The 15,715-nt window shown below is 35.9% G+C and carries 18 protein-coding genes and 4 tRNA genes; 19 read left to right on the forward strand and 3 right to left on the reverse strand.

The genetic code is table 11. The features are described 5' to 3' along the window. The first annotated feature begins 17 nt into the window (after window positions 1–17). From lepB (ODZ84_RS20065) to ODZ84_RS23275, 19 genes are all read left to right on the forward strand, one after another. The gene (gene lepB / locus ODZ84_RS20065; RefSeq protein ID WP_266174180.1) at window positions 18–1,673 is read left to right on the forward strand and encodes a signal peptidase I; all 1,656 of its coding nucleotides are present in this window, start codon (window positions 18–20) and stop codon (window positions 1,671–1,673) included. Between the two features lie 56 nt (window positions 1,674–1,729). Beyond that, window positions 1,730–2,353: a WbqC family protein gene (locus ODZ84_RS20070; protein WP_408612352.1), complete on the forward strand. Its 624-nt coding sequence runs from the start codon at window positions 1,730–1,732 to the stop codon at window positions 2,351–2,353. 1 nt (window position 2,354) lies between these two features. Continuing rightward, entirely contained in the window at window positions 2,355–4,037 is a 1,683-nt protein-coding gene (locus ODZ84_RS20075) for a S8 family serine peptidase (protein WP_266174183.1), read from the forward strand. A gap of 127 nt (window positions 4,038–4,164) precedes the next feature. Continuing rightward, window positions 4,165–4,659, forward strand: coding sequence for a lipocalin family protein (locus ODZ84_RS20080; RefSeq protein ID WP_266174184.1), 495 nt, complete (start codon window positions 4,165–4,167; stop codon window positions 4,657–4,659). Window positions 4,660–4,679: 20 nt separating this feature from the next. Then, window positions 4,680–5,369, forward strand: coding sequence for an OmpA family protein (locus tag ODZ84_RS20085; RefSeq protein ID WP_266174185.1), 690 nt, complete (start codon window positions 4,680–4,682; stop codon window positions 5,367–5,369). 107 nt (window positions 5,370–5,476) lie between these two features. Further along, window positions 5,477–6,364 carry a decaprenyl-phosphate phosphoribosyltransferase gene (locus ODZ84_RS20090; protein WP_266174186.1) on the forward strand — a complete coding sequence of 296 codons (888 nt, stop codon included), beginning with the start codon at window positions 5,477–5,479 and terminating at the stop codon, window positions 6,362–6,364. Beyond that, window positions 6,361–7,677: an FAD-binding oxidoreductase gene (locus ODZ84_RS20095; RefSeq protein WP_266174187.1), complete on the forward strand. Its 1,317-nt coding sequence runs from the start codon at window positions 6,361–6,363 to the stop codon at window positions 7,675–7,677. Before ODZ84_RS20090 ends, ODZ84_RS20095 begins: the two co-directional genes overlap by 4 nt. Window positions 7,678–7,683: 6 nt before the next feature. Then, the gene (locus ODZ84_RS20100; protein ID WP_266174188.1) at window positions 7,684–8,409 is read left to right on the forward strand and encodes an SDR family NAD(P)-dependent oxidoreductase; all 726 of its coding nucleotides are present in this window, start codon (window positions 7,684–7,686) and stop codon (window positions 8,407–8,409) included. A 111-nt stretch (window positions 8,410–8,520) separates the two neighbouring features. After that, window positions 8,521–9,108, forward strand: coding sequence for an HAD family hydrolase (locus tag ODZ84_RS20105; RefSeq protein ID WP_266174189.1), 588 nt, complete (start codon window positions 8,521–8,523; stop codon window positions 9,106–9,108). A gap of 23 nt (window positions 9,109–9,131) precedes the next feature. Next, entirely contained in the window at window positions 9,132–9,596 is a 465-nt protein-coding gene (locus ODZ84_RS20110; protein WP_266174190.1) for a hypothetical protein, read from the forward strand. Between the two features lies 1 nt (window position 9,597). Beyond that, window positions 9,598–10,773, forward strand: coding sequence for a cysteine desulfurase family protein (locus tag ODZ84_RS20115; RefSeq protein ID WP_266174191.1), 1,176 nt, complete (start codon window positions 9,598–9,600; stop codon window positions 10,771–10,773). An 85-nt stretch (window positions 10,774–10,858) separates the two neighbouring features. Beyond that, on the forward strand, window positions 10,859–11,173 hold the full coding sequence (trxA, locus tag ODZ84_RS20120; protein ID WP_072962583.1) for a thioredoxin: 315 nt from the start codon (window positions 10,859–10,861) through the stop codon (window positions 11,171–11,173). Window positions 11,174–11,307: 134 nt separating this feature from the next. Then, a tRNA-Asp gene (locus tag ODZ84_RS20125) sits at window positions 11,308–11,381 on the forward strand. A gap of 32 nt (window positions 11,382–11,413) precedes the next feature. Further along, window positions 11,414–11,487, forward strand: a tRNA-Asp gene (locus ODZ84_RS20130). Between the two features lie 32 nt (window positions 11,488–11,519). After that, window positions 11,520–11,593: transfer RNA gene (locus tag ODZ84_RS20135), tRNA-Asp, on the forward strand. 32 nt (window positions 11,594–11,625) lie between these two features. Further along, window positions 11,626–11,699 (forward strand) — tRNA-Asp (locus ODZ84_RS20140). Between the two features lie 40 nt (window positions 11,700–11,739). Beyond that, window positions 11,740–11,979, forward strand: coding sequence for a GIY-YIG nuclease family protein (locus ODZ84_RS20145; protein WP_266174193.1), 240 nt, complete (start codon window positions 11,740–11,742; stop codon window positions 11,977–11,979). 309 nt (window positions 11,980–12,288) lie between these two features. Then, entirely contained in the window at window positions 12,289–12,972 is a 684-nt protein-coding gene (locus tag ODZ84_RS23270; RefSeq protein ID WP_323136792.1) for a phage integrase SAM-like domain and Arm DNA-binding domain-containing protein, read from the forward strand. Window positions 12,973–13,095: 123 nt separating this feature from the next. Then, window positions 13,096–13,452 carry a site-specific integrase gene (locus ODZ84_RS23275; RefSeq protein ID WP_408612444.1) on the forward strand — a complete coding sequence of 119 codons (357 nt, stop codon included), beginning with the start codon at window positions 13,096–13,098 and terminating at the stop codon, window positions 13,450–13,452. A gap of 224 nt (window positions 13,453–13,676) precedes the next feature. Here ODZ84_RS23275 and ODZ84_RS20155 read toward each other — a convergent pair whose 3' ends face one another. Genes ODZ84_RS20155 through ODZ84_RS20165 form a run of 3 tightly spaced genes read right to left on the reverse strand, consistent with a single transcriptional unit; the run spans window position 13,677 to window position 15,713 of the window. Continuing rightward, window positions 13,677–14,489 (reverse strand): GLPGLI family protein, encoded by an 813-nt coding sequence (locus ODZ84_RS20155; RefSeq protein ID WP_266174194.1) that lies wholly within the window; start codon window positions 14,487–14,489, stop codon window positions 13,677–13,679. Between the two features lie 13 nt (window positions 14,490–14,502). Continuing rightward, window positions 14,503–15,159: a signal peptidase I gene (gene lepB / locus ODZ84_RS20160; protein WP_323136793.1), complete on the reverse strand. Its 657-nt coding sequence runs from the start codon at window positions 15,157–15,159 to the stop codon at window positions 14,503–14,505. Continuing rightward, window positions 15,147–15,713 (reverse strand): hypothetical protein, encoded by a 567-nt coding sequence (locus tag ODZ84_RS20165; protein ID WP_266174196.1) that lies wholly within the window; start codon window positions 15,711–15,713, stop codon window positions 15,147–15,149. Before ODZ84_RS20165 ends, lepB (ODZ84_RS20160) begins: the two co-directional genes overlap by 13 nt. Window positions 15,714–15,715: the final 2 nt, after the last annotated feature.

The raw sequence follows: 15,715 nt of genomic DNA on the forward strand, positions 1-15,715 counted from the left end.
TTAGGCACAAAAAATTTATGAATTATTTTTTAACTTATACAGTATATGTTCTCATCTTATCCGTGTTGATGGGGATTTCCACTTGGAAGCTGTTCAAAAAAATGGGGTATAATCCTTTATTTGCATTTATACCTTTTTACAACTATTTTATTATTCTTAAAGAAACGAATCATCCTAAATGGTGGGCCATTTTATCGTATTTACCGATTGTCGGCCCGATTATGATGACTGTTTTTCATATCTATTTAATGAAAAAGTTTGGGAAAAATCTTTTTCAGCATCAGCTTCTGACGGCAATTCTTCCGTTTATCTATATGGCGACGGTTAATTATTCCAAAAACGTAGAGTTAGAAGATGAAAATGAATTGTTCTTGACCGATGAGGAAAAAAACGAGAAGAAGAAAGATTCATTTATCGGTTCTATTACCTTCGCAGTAGTTTTTGCGACGATCATTCACGTTTTTGTCACTCAGCCTTTCGGAATTCCGACAGGATCTATGGAAAGAACTTTATTGGTCGGAGACTTCCTGTTCGTTAATAAATGGAGTTATGGATACAGAATGCCAATGCGTCCTTTAGCGATTCCTTTCTTACAGGGAACTATTATGGATACTGGTGAACCCGGAAATCCTAAAGATGATCCGAAATCTTATGTAGACGGAGTAGCATTACCCTATTCAAGAATTCTTCAGTTTAATAAACCGCAGAGAAATGATGTAGTTGTTTTCAACTATCCTCAGGATTCTGTACATACTGCGATCGACAGAAAAGACCCTTATGTTAAAAGATGTGTGGCGGCGGCTGGTGATACTTTCGAGATGAGAGCAGGAAGACTCTTTGTGAACGGCCAGCCTGAAAAAGTCTTGGGAGATCAGGAAGTTCAGCACAGATATGCGGTAACAACAGGCAGTCAGTTGGATATTCCGGGATTGTATAACATCTATGGTTTCCTTCCGGTACAGGAACAGCAGACGGATAAAGGCTTTGTTTATTTCTTTCTGGGGCTGACAGATAAAACGGCTGCTGAAATTAAGCAGCTTCCTCAGGTAATCGATATGAAGGAGGATGTGCAGGAAAAAGGGGTCGCAGCTATTTCTTATCACCTTAATGCTGATAAAACGGGATACACCAAAAGCATCGATACCACTCAGTCAATTTTCCCGATTAACAAACCATGGAATGCAGACTGGTACGGCCCGGTTCGAATTCCTAAAAAAGGAGATGTCGTAGCACTTACACAGGAAAGTCTGCCGATGTACCAATGGATTATCTCACAATACGAGCATAATAGCCTTGAAAATAAAAACGGGAAAATCTTCCTTAACGGAAAAGAAGCCAATCAGTATACCATCAAGCAGGATTATTTTATGATGGTGGGAGACAACAGAGATGCTTCGTTAGATGCCAGATTCTTTGGTTTCGTTCCGGAAGAAAATATCGTTGGGAAACCAATGTTTACATGGATGAGTTTACAGGGCGCGTTCAAGGATGCTAGCTCTTCTTATCAGGCACCGTTCAAAGTTCGATGGGACAGAATGTTTAAGGCGACCAACACAGGAGAGGCCAACAAAACTTCATACTGGTGGATTGCAGCCATGATTCTGATCCTGTTTTTCGGATGGGAGTACTTTATGAAACTATTCAAAAAGAAGAATACTGAAGACGAATTATAAGTAAAATTAAACTAAAATAAAATGAAGTATTTGCAAGAGTACTTCATTTTTGTATTATGAATATGAAGAATGTATTATTACCGGTATTTTATTTACCTCCGGTTTCCTGGTTTTCGGTGTTTTTAGATCCTGAAAACGAAATTGTATTTGAACAGTTTGAAAATTTTCCAAAACAGACTTACAGAAATAGATCCAATATTTATGGTGCCAATGGTCAGTTATCATTGATAATTCCTATCCATCATAACGGAAAAAGAGAGCTCAGAGATATTGAAATCTCTTACCGGGAAGATTGGATGAACCTCCATTGGAAATCCATAAAAACAGCCTACCAGAGCTCGCCGTATTTCGAATATTATGAGGATAAATTCAGGAAAATATTCAATACCAAAGAAAAATATCTTTTAGATTTTAATATTAAAGGTCTTGAAGTTCTTCAGCAGATCTTAAAAACAGAAAAGGCATACTCTTTGAATGAAGAATATATCAAAAATCCGGAAGCGATCAATTACAGAGAAAAATTTTCTGCAAAGTCGCCTTCCGAATTTGCTATGGAAGAGTATTATCAGACTTTTTCAGACAAGTTGGGTTTTTTGAAAGATTTGTCAGTCTTAGATCTTATTTGTAACAAAGGTCCTGAATCTCTGACCTATATTAAAAATATTAAACAATTATACTAACATGAAAAAGGTATTATTAGCTGCTGTTTTTTTAGCTGGTTTCAGTTTTACTTCTGCTCAGGATGCACAGGCAAAAAATGGAAATCAGAATGAAAGTAAAGATTTGATGACTTGGTATCATAAAGATTTCTCAACGTCAAAAGTATATGGTGTCAATACGGAAAATGCATATAAATATTTAGAATCCAAAGGTCTTAAACCTACTACTGTCGTGGTTGGAGTTTTAGACAGCGGCGTTCAGGTGGATCATCCGGGATTGGTGAAGAATATCTGGTCAAACCCAAACGAAGTTCCCGGAAATGGTAAAGATGATGATGGAAATGGGTACATTGATGATGTTCACGGATGGAACTTTATTGGTGGCAAAAATGGCGATATTGATGTAGATAATATGGAAGTAACCAGAGTAGTTGCGAAATACAAACCCGTTTTTGAAGGAAATGATTCTACAAAAAACAAAGCCAATCAGGCGAAGATGCCTGAAGATTTTGCCATGTATATGAAGGCAAAAGAGCTTTTTGCTAAAAACAGTACAGAAGGCAGACAGGGTTTTCAGACCTATTCCATGATCGGTGAGCTCGTTCCCAATATGGTTAAACTTTTAGGAGGTAAACCCGTTACTGCTGAAACGATTGCGGCAATTAAAACTCCTACGGATCAGAGAGATGCTATTGCTCTCCAGGTACTGAAGGATTTCTCCCAAGCTCCGGAATTCAAAGGTAAATCTTCTGTTGAATTTGAAAAAGCAGCAAAGGATCTCGTAAAAGAGGCATTAGATGAATATGGGCCGAAGGCTAAGCAGTATGATCTGAACTTTGACCCCCGAAAAGAGATTGTAGGAGATAACTATGACGATTATTCTGAAAAAAATTACGGAAACAATCATTACGAAGGCCCGGATGCTATGCACGGGACCCATGTGGCGGGGATCATTGCAGGCTCACCTCAGGGAAAAGAAGTGCAGTATGGTGTTGCTTCAAGGGTTGCAAAAATTATGTCTGTACGAACAGTTCCTAATGGGGATGAGAGAGATAAGGATGTAGCCAATGCCATCAGATATGCAGTCGATAACGGTGCTAAAGTTTTAAACATGAGCTTCGGTAAGCCGGTTTCGCCTGGTAAGAATGTAGTATGGGACGCGTTTAAATACGCCCAGGATAAAGGAGTGCTTCTGGTAAAAGCAGCAGGAAATGAAAATGAAGATGTGGCAGAACATACCGCTTATCCGACCAACTTCAAAAACGCTACAGATGAAACTCCTTTTGTGAATAATGTTTTGGTCGTTGGAGCAAGTACCAACGATAATGGAGCATTAAGAGCTGGTTTCTCAAACTTCAACAAGAAAATGGTTAATGTTTTCGCTCCCGGACAGGAAATTTACTCTACGGTTCCTCATAATGAGTATAGATACCTTCAGGGAACCTCTATGGCTTCTCCTGTAGTAGCCGGAGCTGCGGCTGTATTGCTGGCTTATATGCCGGGACTTACCCCTGCTCAGGTCATAGAATCATTAGTAAAATCCAGTAACGCAAGTACAGCCAACGGGTTTACCGATTTTTCCCAGGCCGGTGGTGTAATTGACCTTAAAAAAGCAGCAGAATATGCCTTTATCAACTTTTATAAAGGTAAAAGTACCAATGTGAAAAAGGCTGCGAAATCCGTAAAAAAGACTGTTAAAAAATAGTTTAAATATCTGTTTTTAAGAGTATAATATAAAGAGTCCGGATTTTTCGGACTTTTTTTGTTTTTATTTATCAATTTGGCACGGTTTTTTGTAACTTTATTATAACAAAATAATAAACGATACAAAAATGAAAAAGTTACTACTTGCAGGGTTGTTGGGGACATCACTTTTTGCAGTGTCTTGTTCCGGAGTAAAAAATGCTCAGACCGCACAGAATCAGAGATCAGAATTTCTTAAATTAAAAGGCGACTGGCAGATTGTGAGCGTTAATTACGAAAAAGGCTATAAAATTAAACCCTTTGATGACGGAATCGATGCTCAGTGTTTTGTAGGAAGCCACTGGAGGCTGATACCTAACAACTGGAGCGGTGCGTATACTGTAAACGGAGGCGGAAACTGCGGCAGCGGATTTACCCAGCCTATCAAATTTGAAATAAAAGATGGAAGCACTTTTACATTCAAAAAAATTGCTGACGGTACCAAGGCGAAGCAGAATATTGCAGGATATACATTGAGTGTAACCAATCAGGCTACCGACCAGTTTTCACTGGAGCAGGATGTTCCTTTTGACGGAGGAAATGTAAGAGTTGTTTACAATTTCGAAAGAACAGGAATGAAATAATTAACTTAAATAATAAAAAAATGAAATTTAGCAAAACATATATAGGAGGTATTTTCTTGTCATCAGCTTTATTGCTGACAAGTTGTGAAGCTGTAAAGAATTCTAATCACCAGCAGAGAGGTACCGCTGTAGGAGCTGCTTCAGGAGCAGTTCTGGGAGGTATATTGGGTAACAATGTGGGTAAAGGAGGAAATGGCGCTCTTGGTGCTGTTTTAGGAGGCGTTATCGGTGGTGTTGCAGGTAATGTTATCGGTAACAAGATGGATAAGCAGGCTAAAGAGATCAAAGAAACACTTCCTGGAGCAGAGGTAGAGAGAGTAGGTGACGGTATTAAAATCACCCTTAATGAAAGTATTGTTAATTTTGATTTTGACTCATCCAACTTAAGAGCAGCCTCAATCACTAATTTAGATAAACTTGCAGGCGTTCTTGCTAATAATCCTGATACCAATATCAATATCTATGGTCATACAGACAGTAAAGGTGCAGATGATTATAATATGAAGCTTTCTGAAAGAAGAGCAAATGCCGTAAAATCTTATCTGGCTGGTAAAGGAATTGCTTCCAGCAGGTTATTTGCTAAAGGTGAAGGTGAAAGCATGCCGGTAGCATCTAATGATACCGAAGACGGTAGAGCTAAGAACAGAAGAGTGGAATTCGCTATTACAGCAAATGAAAAAATGATTAATGATGCCAAACAGGGGCAGTAATTAATTAACATATAAATATTTTCGTAAATAACCGCTATTGCGGTTATTTTTGTATTTTTATGAAAGATATTTTTTTAATTCTTACTTTTGCATTTGAAACCACATAAATGAAGAAATATTTTAAGCTGCTCCGCGTAGAGCAATGGGTAAAGAACCTTTTTGTCTTTGTTCCTCTGTTTTTTTCCGGCAATACCACCAATATTGATCTGCTTTCAAAAAGCATTTTTGCCTTTATCATTTTTTCACTGACAGCAAGTGTCGTTTATATTCTTAACGATTATAACGATATTGAAGCAGACCGGAAACATCCCGAAAAAAGAAGAAGACCCCTGGCCAGCGGGGCAATCTCAAAATCTAAAGCGATCGGAATCCTTATAGGACTGGTCATTCTGGATATAGCTCTGGTCTTCGTGGCACAGGCATACTTTCATCAGAGTTTGTGGAAATTTGCAACCATCATTGCATTTTATTTTGTGATGAACCTTGCGTATACATTCAGACTGAAGCATGTACCTATTATTGATATTTCAATTATTGCCATAGGTTTTGTTTTGAGGGTATTGTCAGGAGGTTATATTACAGGCATCAGTATTTCTCAGTGGGCGATTCTCTTAACTTTCGTGCTGGCTCTGGTGCTGGCAATAGGCAAAAGAAGGGGAGAGCTGATTAATGCTCAGGTATCAGGTAAAACAAGAAAAGCACTCGACGGATATAATGTTCAGTTTGCCGATATTGCTCTTTCCATTTCCGTTACATTGGCCATTGTATGCTATCTGATGTTTACATTATCTCCGGAAGTTCAGGCAAGATTTCACGAAAGAGTTTTTTATACCGTAATTTTTGTGGTATTTGCCTTCTTAAGGTATCTGCAGCAGACCCTGGTTTATAACAGAACGGAGTCGCCGACAAAAATAGTCTATCGGGACCGATATATTCAGATCACCTTAATATTATGGGTTGCTGCATTTTTAATCCAAATTTATTTTAAAAAATGAAGCCTAATTTTATACAAAAAGTCACCAATTGGGGCAACTTTCCTGTAGTGGAAAAAGAAATGAAGTCTGAGGACAGCTTCAGAAAAATAAAAGAATTTGTCCTAAACCATAATGAAGTGATCGCAAGAGGAAACGGAAGATGTTATGGCGATGCTTCATTGGGAGAACATATATTCTCAACAAAAAAATTAAATAAATTTATCAGTTTCGACCGTCTGAACGGGATCATAGAATGTGAATCAGGAGTCCTGCTTTCTGAAGTTCTGGAAATTTCAGTTCCTCAGGGATATTTCTTATACGTAACACCGGGGACAAAATTTGTTTCTGTAGGAGGTGCTATTGCTTCTGATGTCCATGGAAAGAATCATCATGCAGAAGGCTGTTTTTCAGAATACGTCATTGAATTTAAATTAATGAATGAGAGCGGGGATATTATGACCTGTTCCAGAGAAGAAAATTCAGATAAATTCTGGGCTACGATCGGCGGAATGGGATTGACGGGAATTATTCTTACTGCAAAATTTAAATTAAAAAATATTGAATCCGCCTATATCCGTCAGGAAAGCATTAAAGCGGAAAATCTTGATGAAATTTTCAGATTATTCGATGAAAGTGAAAGCTGGACCTATACCGTTGCATGGATCGATTGTCTCCAGAAAGGGAAAGATATCGGCAGAAGTATTCTGATGCGTGGAGAACATGCTTTCCAGCATGAATTACCTGATCACCTTAAAAAAAATCCGTTGAGGCTAAAAGGGAAATTTGAGCCTACCGTACCCTTTTACTTCCCGAATTTTGTCCTGAATTCATTAACGGTCAAGATCTTTAACCTTTTGTATTATAAAAAACAGGCCAAAAAAGAAGTTAAAAATTTTATTGATTACGAGACCTTTTTTTATCCCCTGGATGCCGTTCACGAATGGAACAGAATCTACGGAAAATCAGGGTTTATCCAGTATCAGATGGTGATTCCCAAAGAAACTGGAAAAGAAGGAATGAAGAAAATCCTGGAAACGATTGCGCATAGTGGGAACGGATCCTTCCTGGCCGTACTGAAGCTTTTCGGGAAAAATAATCCGCAGGCTTATAATTCCTTTCCGGTTGAGGGCTATACGCTGGCCCTTGATTTTAAAGTGAATTCAAAGCTCAAAAAACTGGTCGATAAGCTTGACGAAATTGTTCAGGAATTTGGAGGAAGAATTTACCTTACCAAAGACAGCATGAGCAGATCTTCATTAACCAATTATCTTAAGAATATCCAGAACCCAAAATTTGTGTCCCTACAGCACAAAAGAATTATAAATAATAACTAAACATAAATGATCGTTTTAGGAAGTACATCGGAAGTAGCACAGGCTTTTGTGGAAAAGGCACTGCAGGAAGGAGAAAAGTTTGAGAAAATCTATCTTTTTACCTCTAATAAAGAAACTGCCGAAAGGTTTGCAAGACATATTGATGTGAAGTTTGTTCAGCAATCTGAAATCATTGAGCTTGATCTTACCAGAGAAATTGATTATACTACATTTGATAATATCAATTCAAATGTATTGTTTTGCGCTACGGGATATTTGGGCGAAGGCACAGAAGAAGGACTGTATGACAATAAAAATACAGAAAAAATCATACATATCAATTACTCAAAGTTAGTCCCTGTCATGAACTATTTTGCTCAGAAATTTGAAAGCAGAAGATCGGGGACCATTATCGGATTGTCATCCGTGGCAGGAGACAGAGGAAGGCAGAGCAATTTTATTTACGGAAGTGCAAAAGCTGCTTTTACCGCTTACCTGAGTGGGTTAAGGAATTATCTGTTTGATAAGAAAGTTCACGTACTTACGATAAAACCGGGATTTATGGCAACCAAAATGACAGAAGGCCTGCCTTTAAATCCTAAATTGACAGCTACGCCTAAACAGGCCGCCACCTGTATATATAAAGCCTATAAAAAGCAGAAGAACGTGGCTTATGTATTGCCAATCTGGGCGGTCATTATGATGATTATCAGAAATATTCCTGAATTTATATTCAAGAAGCTGAAACTGTAATCGTCTTAATATGATAGTAGATGTACACGAAGGATTTGTTAACTTTCTGTTAGTAATCAAATATTCACGATACGTTTGCGTTAAAGAATAATTAAAATTAAAAAAAATCCAATGAAAAAACTGTATTGTTTTGATTTTGACGGAACCTTAACTTACAAAGATACCATGTTCATGTATCTTAAATTTTACAATCCCACCAAATTCCGACTGCAGTTTTTGAAACATATCCCGCTTTTTATTTTATTGAAATTGAAACTTGCAGAAACAGAAAAGGTAAAAAAAAGTTTTATCGGATCTATTCTTAAAGGACAGACCCGGGAAAAAATCGAAAAAAGATCCCAGCAGTTTTTCGAACATTACTATCCCGGGATAGTACGCGAAAATGCCCTGGATTTTATTAATAATATTGATAGAGATAATACGCAAAGTCTATTGGTAACTGCTTCTCTTGATATCTGGGCGAGACCTTTTGCTGAAGCCTTTGAAATGCAGTTGGTAGCCACGCGTGCGGAATTTAAAAATGGGGTTTTTACCGGAAACTTTATCGGTAAAAACTGTAACGGACAGGAGAAGCTGGAGCGGATTAAATCAGAAATTATCAATAGTAAATACGACAAAATCATTGCTTTCGGAGATACTTCCGGAGACAGGCCAATGTTGAAATGGGCAAATGAAGGTCATTATCAATTTTTTCACTAATTTTGAGTGTAAAAAATGTAAAAATGAAAAGACTGCTTATTTTGTGCTCGGCAACAATTATCAGCTGTACGAGTACTCGGGCTCAAAAATCATCAGAGATGCAGAATAACGCGAAAATTATTGTTTCCGAATCACAGGGTGGTGCGGAAAGTGTTGGTTTCAGGATTATTACAAATAATCAGGATTTTCAAAAAGCAATCCGAGGAAATTCAATAATGGTTGATATGGGAACCGGAACGGATAATTCCCGATATAATTTTCCTAATGATAAAAAAGTGGTTTTATATAATTTGGGAATGTTCAGATCAGGAGATCATAGAATTTCAGAGATTAAATCTGTTTCCGTGAAAAATGATATTCTGTATGTTGAGGTTCCATATGTAGAACACGGTGGAATGGAAATTCAGGTGATTTCTAATCCATATATTATTTTTACAGTTCCTTCAGATTACCAATTCAGTTCCGTAGAATTAAAATATTCAAAATAAAATGAATAAAATATATTTAGATAACGCTGCAACTACGCCTATTTCAGAAGAAGTTATCGATGCCATGGTAAGTATCATGAAAATAAATTTCGGAAATCCTTCTTCCACACACAGCTTCGGTCAGGAAGCTAAGATTCTTATTGAAAATGTAAGAAGGCAGGTTGCTGATTATCTACACGTAACTCCTGCTGAGATTATTTTTACATCATGCGGTACGGAGTCCAATAATATGATTATCAAATCCAGTGTCGAACATCTTGGAGTAGAGACGATCATCAGTTCCCCGTTAGAACATAAATGTGTTTCTGAGAGTATTCTTGATATGAAGAACAGAAAAGGGGTGGAAGTTAATTATATCCGTCCTACAGAGAAAGGGGATATTGATTTAAATAAACTGGAGGAATTATTAAAATCTTCCGATAAGAAGACATTGGTAAGTTTAATGCATGCCAATAATGAGATTGGTAACATTGTCGATATTAAAAAGATTGCAGAACTATGCAAGGCCAATAATGCACTTTTCCATTCTGATACCGTTCAGACAATGGCCCACATGAATCTTGATCTGTCAGATATTCAGGTTGATTTCGCCTCATGCAGTGCTCATAAGTTTCACGGTCCGAAAGGAGTGGGTTTTGCCTTTATCAGAAAATCAAGTGGGTTAAGAGGAATCATCACAGGGGGACCTCAGGAAAGAAGCCTGAGAGCAGGAACTGAAAATGTGGCAGGAATTGTGGGATTGGGAAAAGCCCTGGAACTTTCTTTACAAAACATGGAAGCGTACACTCATCACATGCAGGAAATTAAAAATTATACTGTTGAGAGACTGTATGCTGAAATTCCAGGAATTAAATTCAACGGCAGAAGTGCTGAAAACGAAAACAGTCTCTACACGGTATTAAGTGCCCTATTACCCTATAAAAATCCGTTAATTGGACTTCAGCTGGATATGAAAGGAATTGCCATCTCTCAGGGGAGCGCATGCTCATCAGGAGCTTCGAAACCTTCTATGGTCATGATGATGGTTCTGTCCGAAGAAGAGATGGACCACTGTACGCCGCTTCGTATTTCTTTCAGTCATATGACCACTAAAGAAGACATTGACCAATTGGTAAGCGCTCTAAAAGAAATCTCCCGTGATTTTATCATAGAAAATACAAATGTTGAACATAGATAACCATATTACTTAAATGGCGTAATTTTGGGTATTCTATTAAGGAGGAAAATAAGAATATAATATTAATTTAAATAAAAGAAACAAAATGGCTTTAGAAATTACAGATAGCTCATTTCAGGAGGTTTTAAAATCAGACAAACCGGTATTGGTAGACTTTTGGGCAGTATGGTGCGGACCTTGCAGAACATTGGGACCTATCATTGAAGAAGTTGCTACTGACTTTGAAGGAAAAGCGGTAGTTGGAAAAGTAGATGTAGACAACAATCAGGAAATTTCTATGCAATATGGTATCAGAAACATTCCTACGGTTCTAATTTTTAAGGGCGGTGAGGTTGTTGATAAGATTGTTGGAGTAGCTCCAAAAGAAGTGATCGCAGAGAAATTAAGCGCACACTTATAAAAATAATAAATGTGATAATGAAGGCCTTCCGGTTTTGGAAGGCTTTTTTTTAATAAATAATTTGCATGTGAAGAAAAAAGTCGTACTTTTGCAATCACAAAAAAGAAACAACGTTCTTTAAATAAAACAAAATTGATCCGGTAGTTCAGCTGGTTAGAATGCCGCCCTGTCACGGCGGAGGTCGCGGGTTCGAGTCCCGTCCGGATCGCATAAGTTTTTCAATTTACTTCAAAAAAATTAGATCCGGTAGTTCAGCTGGTTAGAATGCCGCCCTGTCACGGCGGAGGTCGCGGGTTCGAGTCCCGTCCGGATCGCATAAGTTTTATCAATTTACTTTAAAAAAATTGATCCGGTAGTTCAGCTGGTTAGAATGCCGCCCTGTCACGGCGGAGGTCGCGGGTTCGAGTCCCGTCCGGATCGCATAAGTTTTATCAATTTACTTCAAAAAAATTGATCCGGTAGTTCAGCTGGTTAGAATGCCGCCCTGTCACGGCGGAGGTCGCGGGTTCGAGTCCCGTCCGGATCGCATTATAAATCCTACAGTTATTGTAGGATTTTTTGTTGATATGTTTTGCGTTTATATTCTATACTCTCCGTCCAGAAATGTTTATTACAAGGGTTTTTCAGAAGATGTTGAAAAACGCCTGGGGTATCATTTAAATTCCAGTGGAAAATATACTTCCGGGACTGATGACTGGAAGATTGTCTATGTTCAGAAATTTGAATTGAAGTCTGCAGCTTTACGGGAAGAGAAACGTTTAAAGAAATTAAACAGAGCGTCTATAGAAAGGCTCATAAAGGGATAGAATGCCGGACTGTCATCTCGTCCACAGACGAGACGGGTTCGAGTCCCGTCCGGATCGCAACTATTAAATCAAAATAGTACAAAAAGCTTTAAAACAGATGTTTTAAAGCTTTTTTTGTTTTGTGCTGGTTCCAAAAGGAGCTAAAAAAACACAATCTGAAAGTGACCTATTCAGTGACCTGTTGAAAAGGTAGAAAAGAGGTCACTAAAAAGTAAGAAAAAAGCTTGTTCATGGGCTTATTCAGAAATTGAACATCTTGTGGAACGTTTTTAAAGAGTTTAAGTTTAAAATTTTTAAAAGCAGCATAAAATGAATAAGACATTCAATCTACTTTTTTATCTTAAAAAAGCTAAAGCCAACACTAAGGGAGAAGTGCCTATCTATATGAGAATTACGATTGACGGCAAAATTTCTGAGGTAAGTACAAAACGAACCATATTACCTTCGAAATGGAACTCTCAAGCTCAAAGTGTGAAAGGATCTTCAGAAGAATGTAAATCTCTTAATTTCTATCTTAAAACGTTTGAACAGAAAGTTTATGATACCTATCACAAAATGATAAGGGATGGAGAGTTATTAAGCAGCGAGCTCCTTAAGAACAAACTATTGGGAAAAGATCAAAAGAATCGAATGTTGGTCACTATATTTCAAAACCATAATGATAGAATGGAGAAGTTAGTGGGGAAGGAGTATGCCAAAGGAACGTTAACTCGTTATAAAACTTGCTTAAGCCATACCAAAGAATTTTTAGAATGGAAGTATAATATTTCTGATATTGATATTAGAAAAATTAACTATGCTTTTCTCAATGATTTTGAATTTTTTCTACGAACTGAAAAATCCTGTAGTAATAATACGGCTGTAAAGTATATTAAGAATTTTGGAAAGATCATAAGAATTTGTTTGGCTCATGGTTGGGTGGAAAAGGACCCATTTATAAATTATGATTCAAAATTTGATGAAGTAACAAGAATATTTCTCAATGATCAGTAGTTAGAGAAGCTTTTTGTCAAAGATTTCAAAAATGAGCGTTTATCATTAGTAAGAGATATTTTTTTATTTAGCTGCTTTACAGGGTTTGCATATATTGATACAAGACAGTTAACTATCAATAACATTAATGTTGGATTAGATGGAGCTCGTTGGATTTTTACCAAACGACAAAAAACGAAAACAACCTCTAACATTCCATTGCTCACTCAAGCTGAATACATTTTCGAAAAATATAAGAATCATCCGTCTTGTGTAAATAGAGGAAGATTGATTCCTATTCTCAGTAATCAAAAAATGAACGCTTATCTGAAAGAAATTGCCGATCTGTGCGGTATTAATAAAGAATTAACCTATCATATAGCACGTCACACTTTTGCAACAACAATTACTTTGTCAAATGGAGTTCCTATTGAGAGTGTAAGTAAAATGCTGGGGACACAAAAACATGAGAACCACTCAGCATTATGCAAAAATACTTGATAGAAAAGTAAGTGAGGATATGATATTGTTAAAGCAGAAATTTATAAAGAAAGGAGATTTTATTTAGTTATTAGAAAATGATAATTAAGACATCTTATCTCAAATGGTAAATTTTCCATAAAACTTTATTTGTGAGACTACCAATATGTAGTTATTCTGGAATAAAAGACCGTATTGAATAAATCAGTACGGTCTTTCCACATCTCATACAATTAAAATACTATCTAAGGATAAGGGATTGCATTATCTTTCTCAATTGGTAAATAGTATTTTTTTATGTTGTCTTGTAAACTTTTTCTTTTTCTACTAATTTCTTCAGGGGTACTTAGACTTTGTTCTGAATCTATTGTGCCTCCTTTTTTAGCAAAACTCTGAAGAACCTCAACAATGTTAGTATAATAATCTAATTTGATTTTTTGATATTGCTTTAGTGATACAGATATTGGTTTTTTTCCATAATGGGTTTCTAAAAAACTATTTGTGTCAAATGTTTCAGGAAGATTAAGGCTTTTTATTAAAGAATAATGAAATATATTTTCAGAATCACATATTTCAAAGATTAACCCAGATAAGCCTGTAAATTTATAAGGCCCTTCCTGAAATGGAATTTCAGAACTAAACCAAGCTGTCCATTTCCTTCCGCCAAAGTTTGTACTTGCTTTTTGAAGTGTAAAATTGTCGACCTTTTTTGTTTCCTTTTGCAATTTCCAATCTATCTTATCTTTTGATGTTATAACAAAGTAGTCATATGTGTGTGTATGAAAAGATTTATTCTCTGAACTATTGGTTCGTCTTAATATCAATTGATCTACTTCAGAATTAGTTTGTATATCCTCTCCATTTTTTTTCCGGAGAGAGTCAATCTGAAGAAACTCATAGTCATAGAATTTGACATGATTTTTGTCAATATCGAGTACCATGTTGGTTTTGTTAACTTCCCCATTCTTTTGAATTGCCAATTCATAGATAAATCTATGTGTTTGAGAGATTGCAGAGCCATAGATAATAATAAAGATAAGTGTAAATATTTTTTTCATTTTTAAATAATTTTCATAAACTAATGATTACTTTTCCTTTTAAATCTAAAATATTGATAGGCCCAAAAGTTCGAGAGTCTATGGAACCTGCTCTATTGTCTCCTATAAGAAAGTAATGGTCATTTTGAAATGTATAATATTTATTATTCTTCCAGTTTTTGTTGTTGGTTAAATTTAAATTATTATTTATTTCAGAATTGATTAAATTTTGGTATAAAGAGACTATTTCTGGGGTTAATTTAATTTTCATACCCTTTTGGGGTATTTTGTATGCTCCCATATTATAGGGAGTCCAGTTTCTACCAAAATTATAATAAATGTCAGCCTTAGTAAATATATCGATACCTGAACTATATTTTAAGATGACACTTGACGGAGGAGAAACAAATTTATTATTTAAGTATATTTTACCATTTATTATTTTAATCGAGTCTCCCGGCAGGCCAATACAACGTTTTATGAGGTTTTCTTTGTTCCATCTAAAAATTACAATATCATTCTGCTTTAATGTGTATAAATTTTTTAAAATCAGAACTCTATCTCCATTTTCATATGTATTTTTCATTGAACTCTGATTAATAGTATATACTTCTACAAAAAATAATCTGAGTACTATTAATACTAAGAGAAAGAGAATAAAAAATATTACCTTTTTCTTCATAATCCACATTCAATAGCTTTAGAATACAATCTTTTTGCTTTATCATTATCATAAAATGCTCCAAATAAAATTAAATTTTGGCTTTTATCAAGGAGCATTGTGTTATAAATATCATCTAGCAAAACAAATTTATTTATCGTTTTAAAAGAAAAGTATTGTTGCTCATAATAAATGGGGTAAGGAAAGTTAGTTTTTTTTATGGCATCTAAAACATAAGTTTTAGTCGGTGCACTTGCAATAAAAATATAATCAAGATCATTATTTTCTGGCATATTCTTTAGTCCCGATTGTATCATTTTAAGTTCATTTACACATTTGTCACAATCGGCTGTAAAAAAATGAACTATCGTATAGTTCTTTTTTGTTGTTAGAGCTTTTTCTATATTTTGATGATCAGAAGTTAAGCTATTGGTTAAAATTTCCATATTTGAGGGGAATTCAACTCTCTTCTTGTACCATGTTTTCATTATTCCTCTAATTTCTGATCTTGTACTATCACACTCATTTTTACAGGAAGTAAATAGAGGTATTAAACCGAGTAGGAAAGGTATTAATGTTTTCATTT

It is taken from the genome of Chryseobacterium fluminis (assembly GCF_026314945.1).
Lineage (GTDB): Bacteria > Bacteroidota > Bacteroidia > Flavobacteriales > Weeksellaceae > Chryseobacterium > Chryseobacterium fluminis.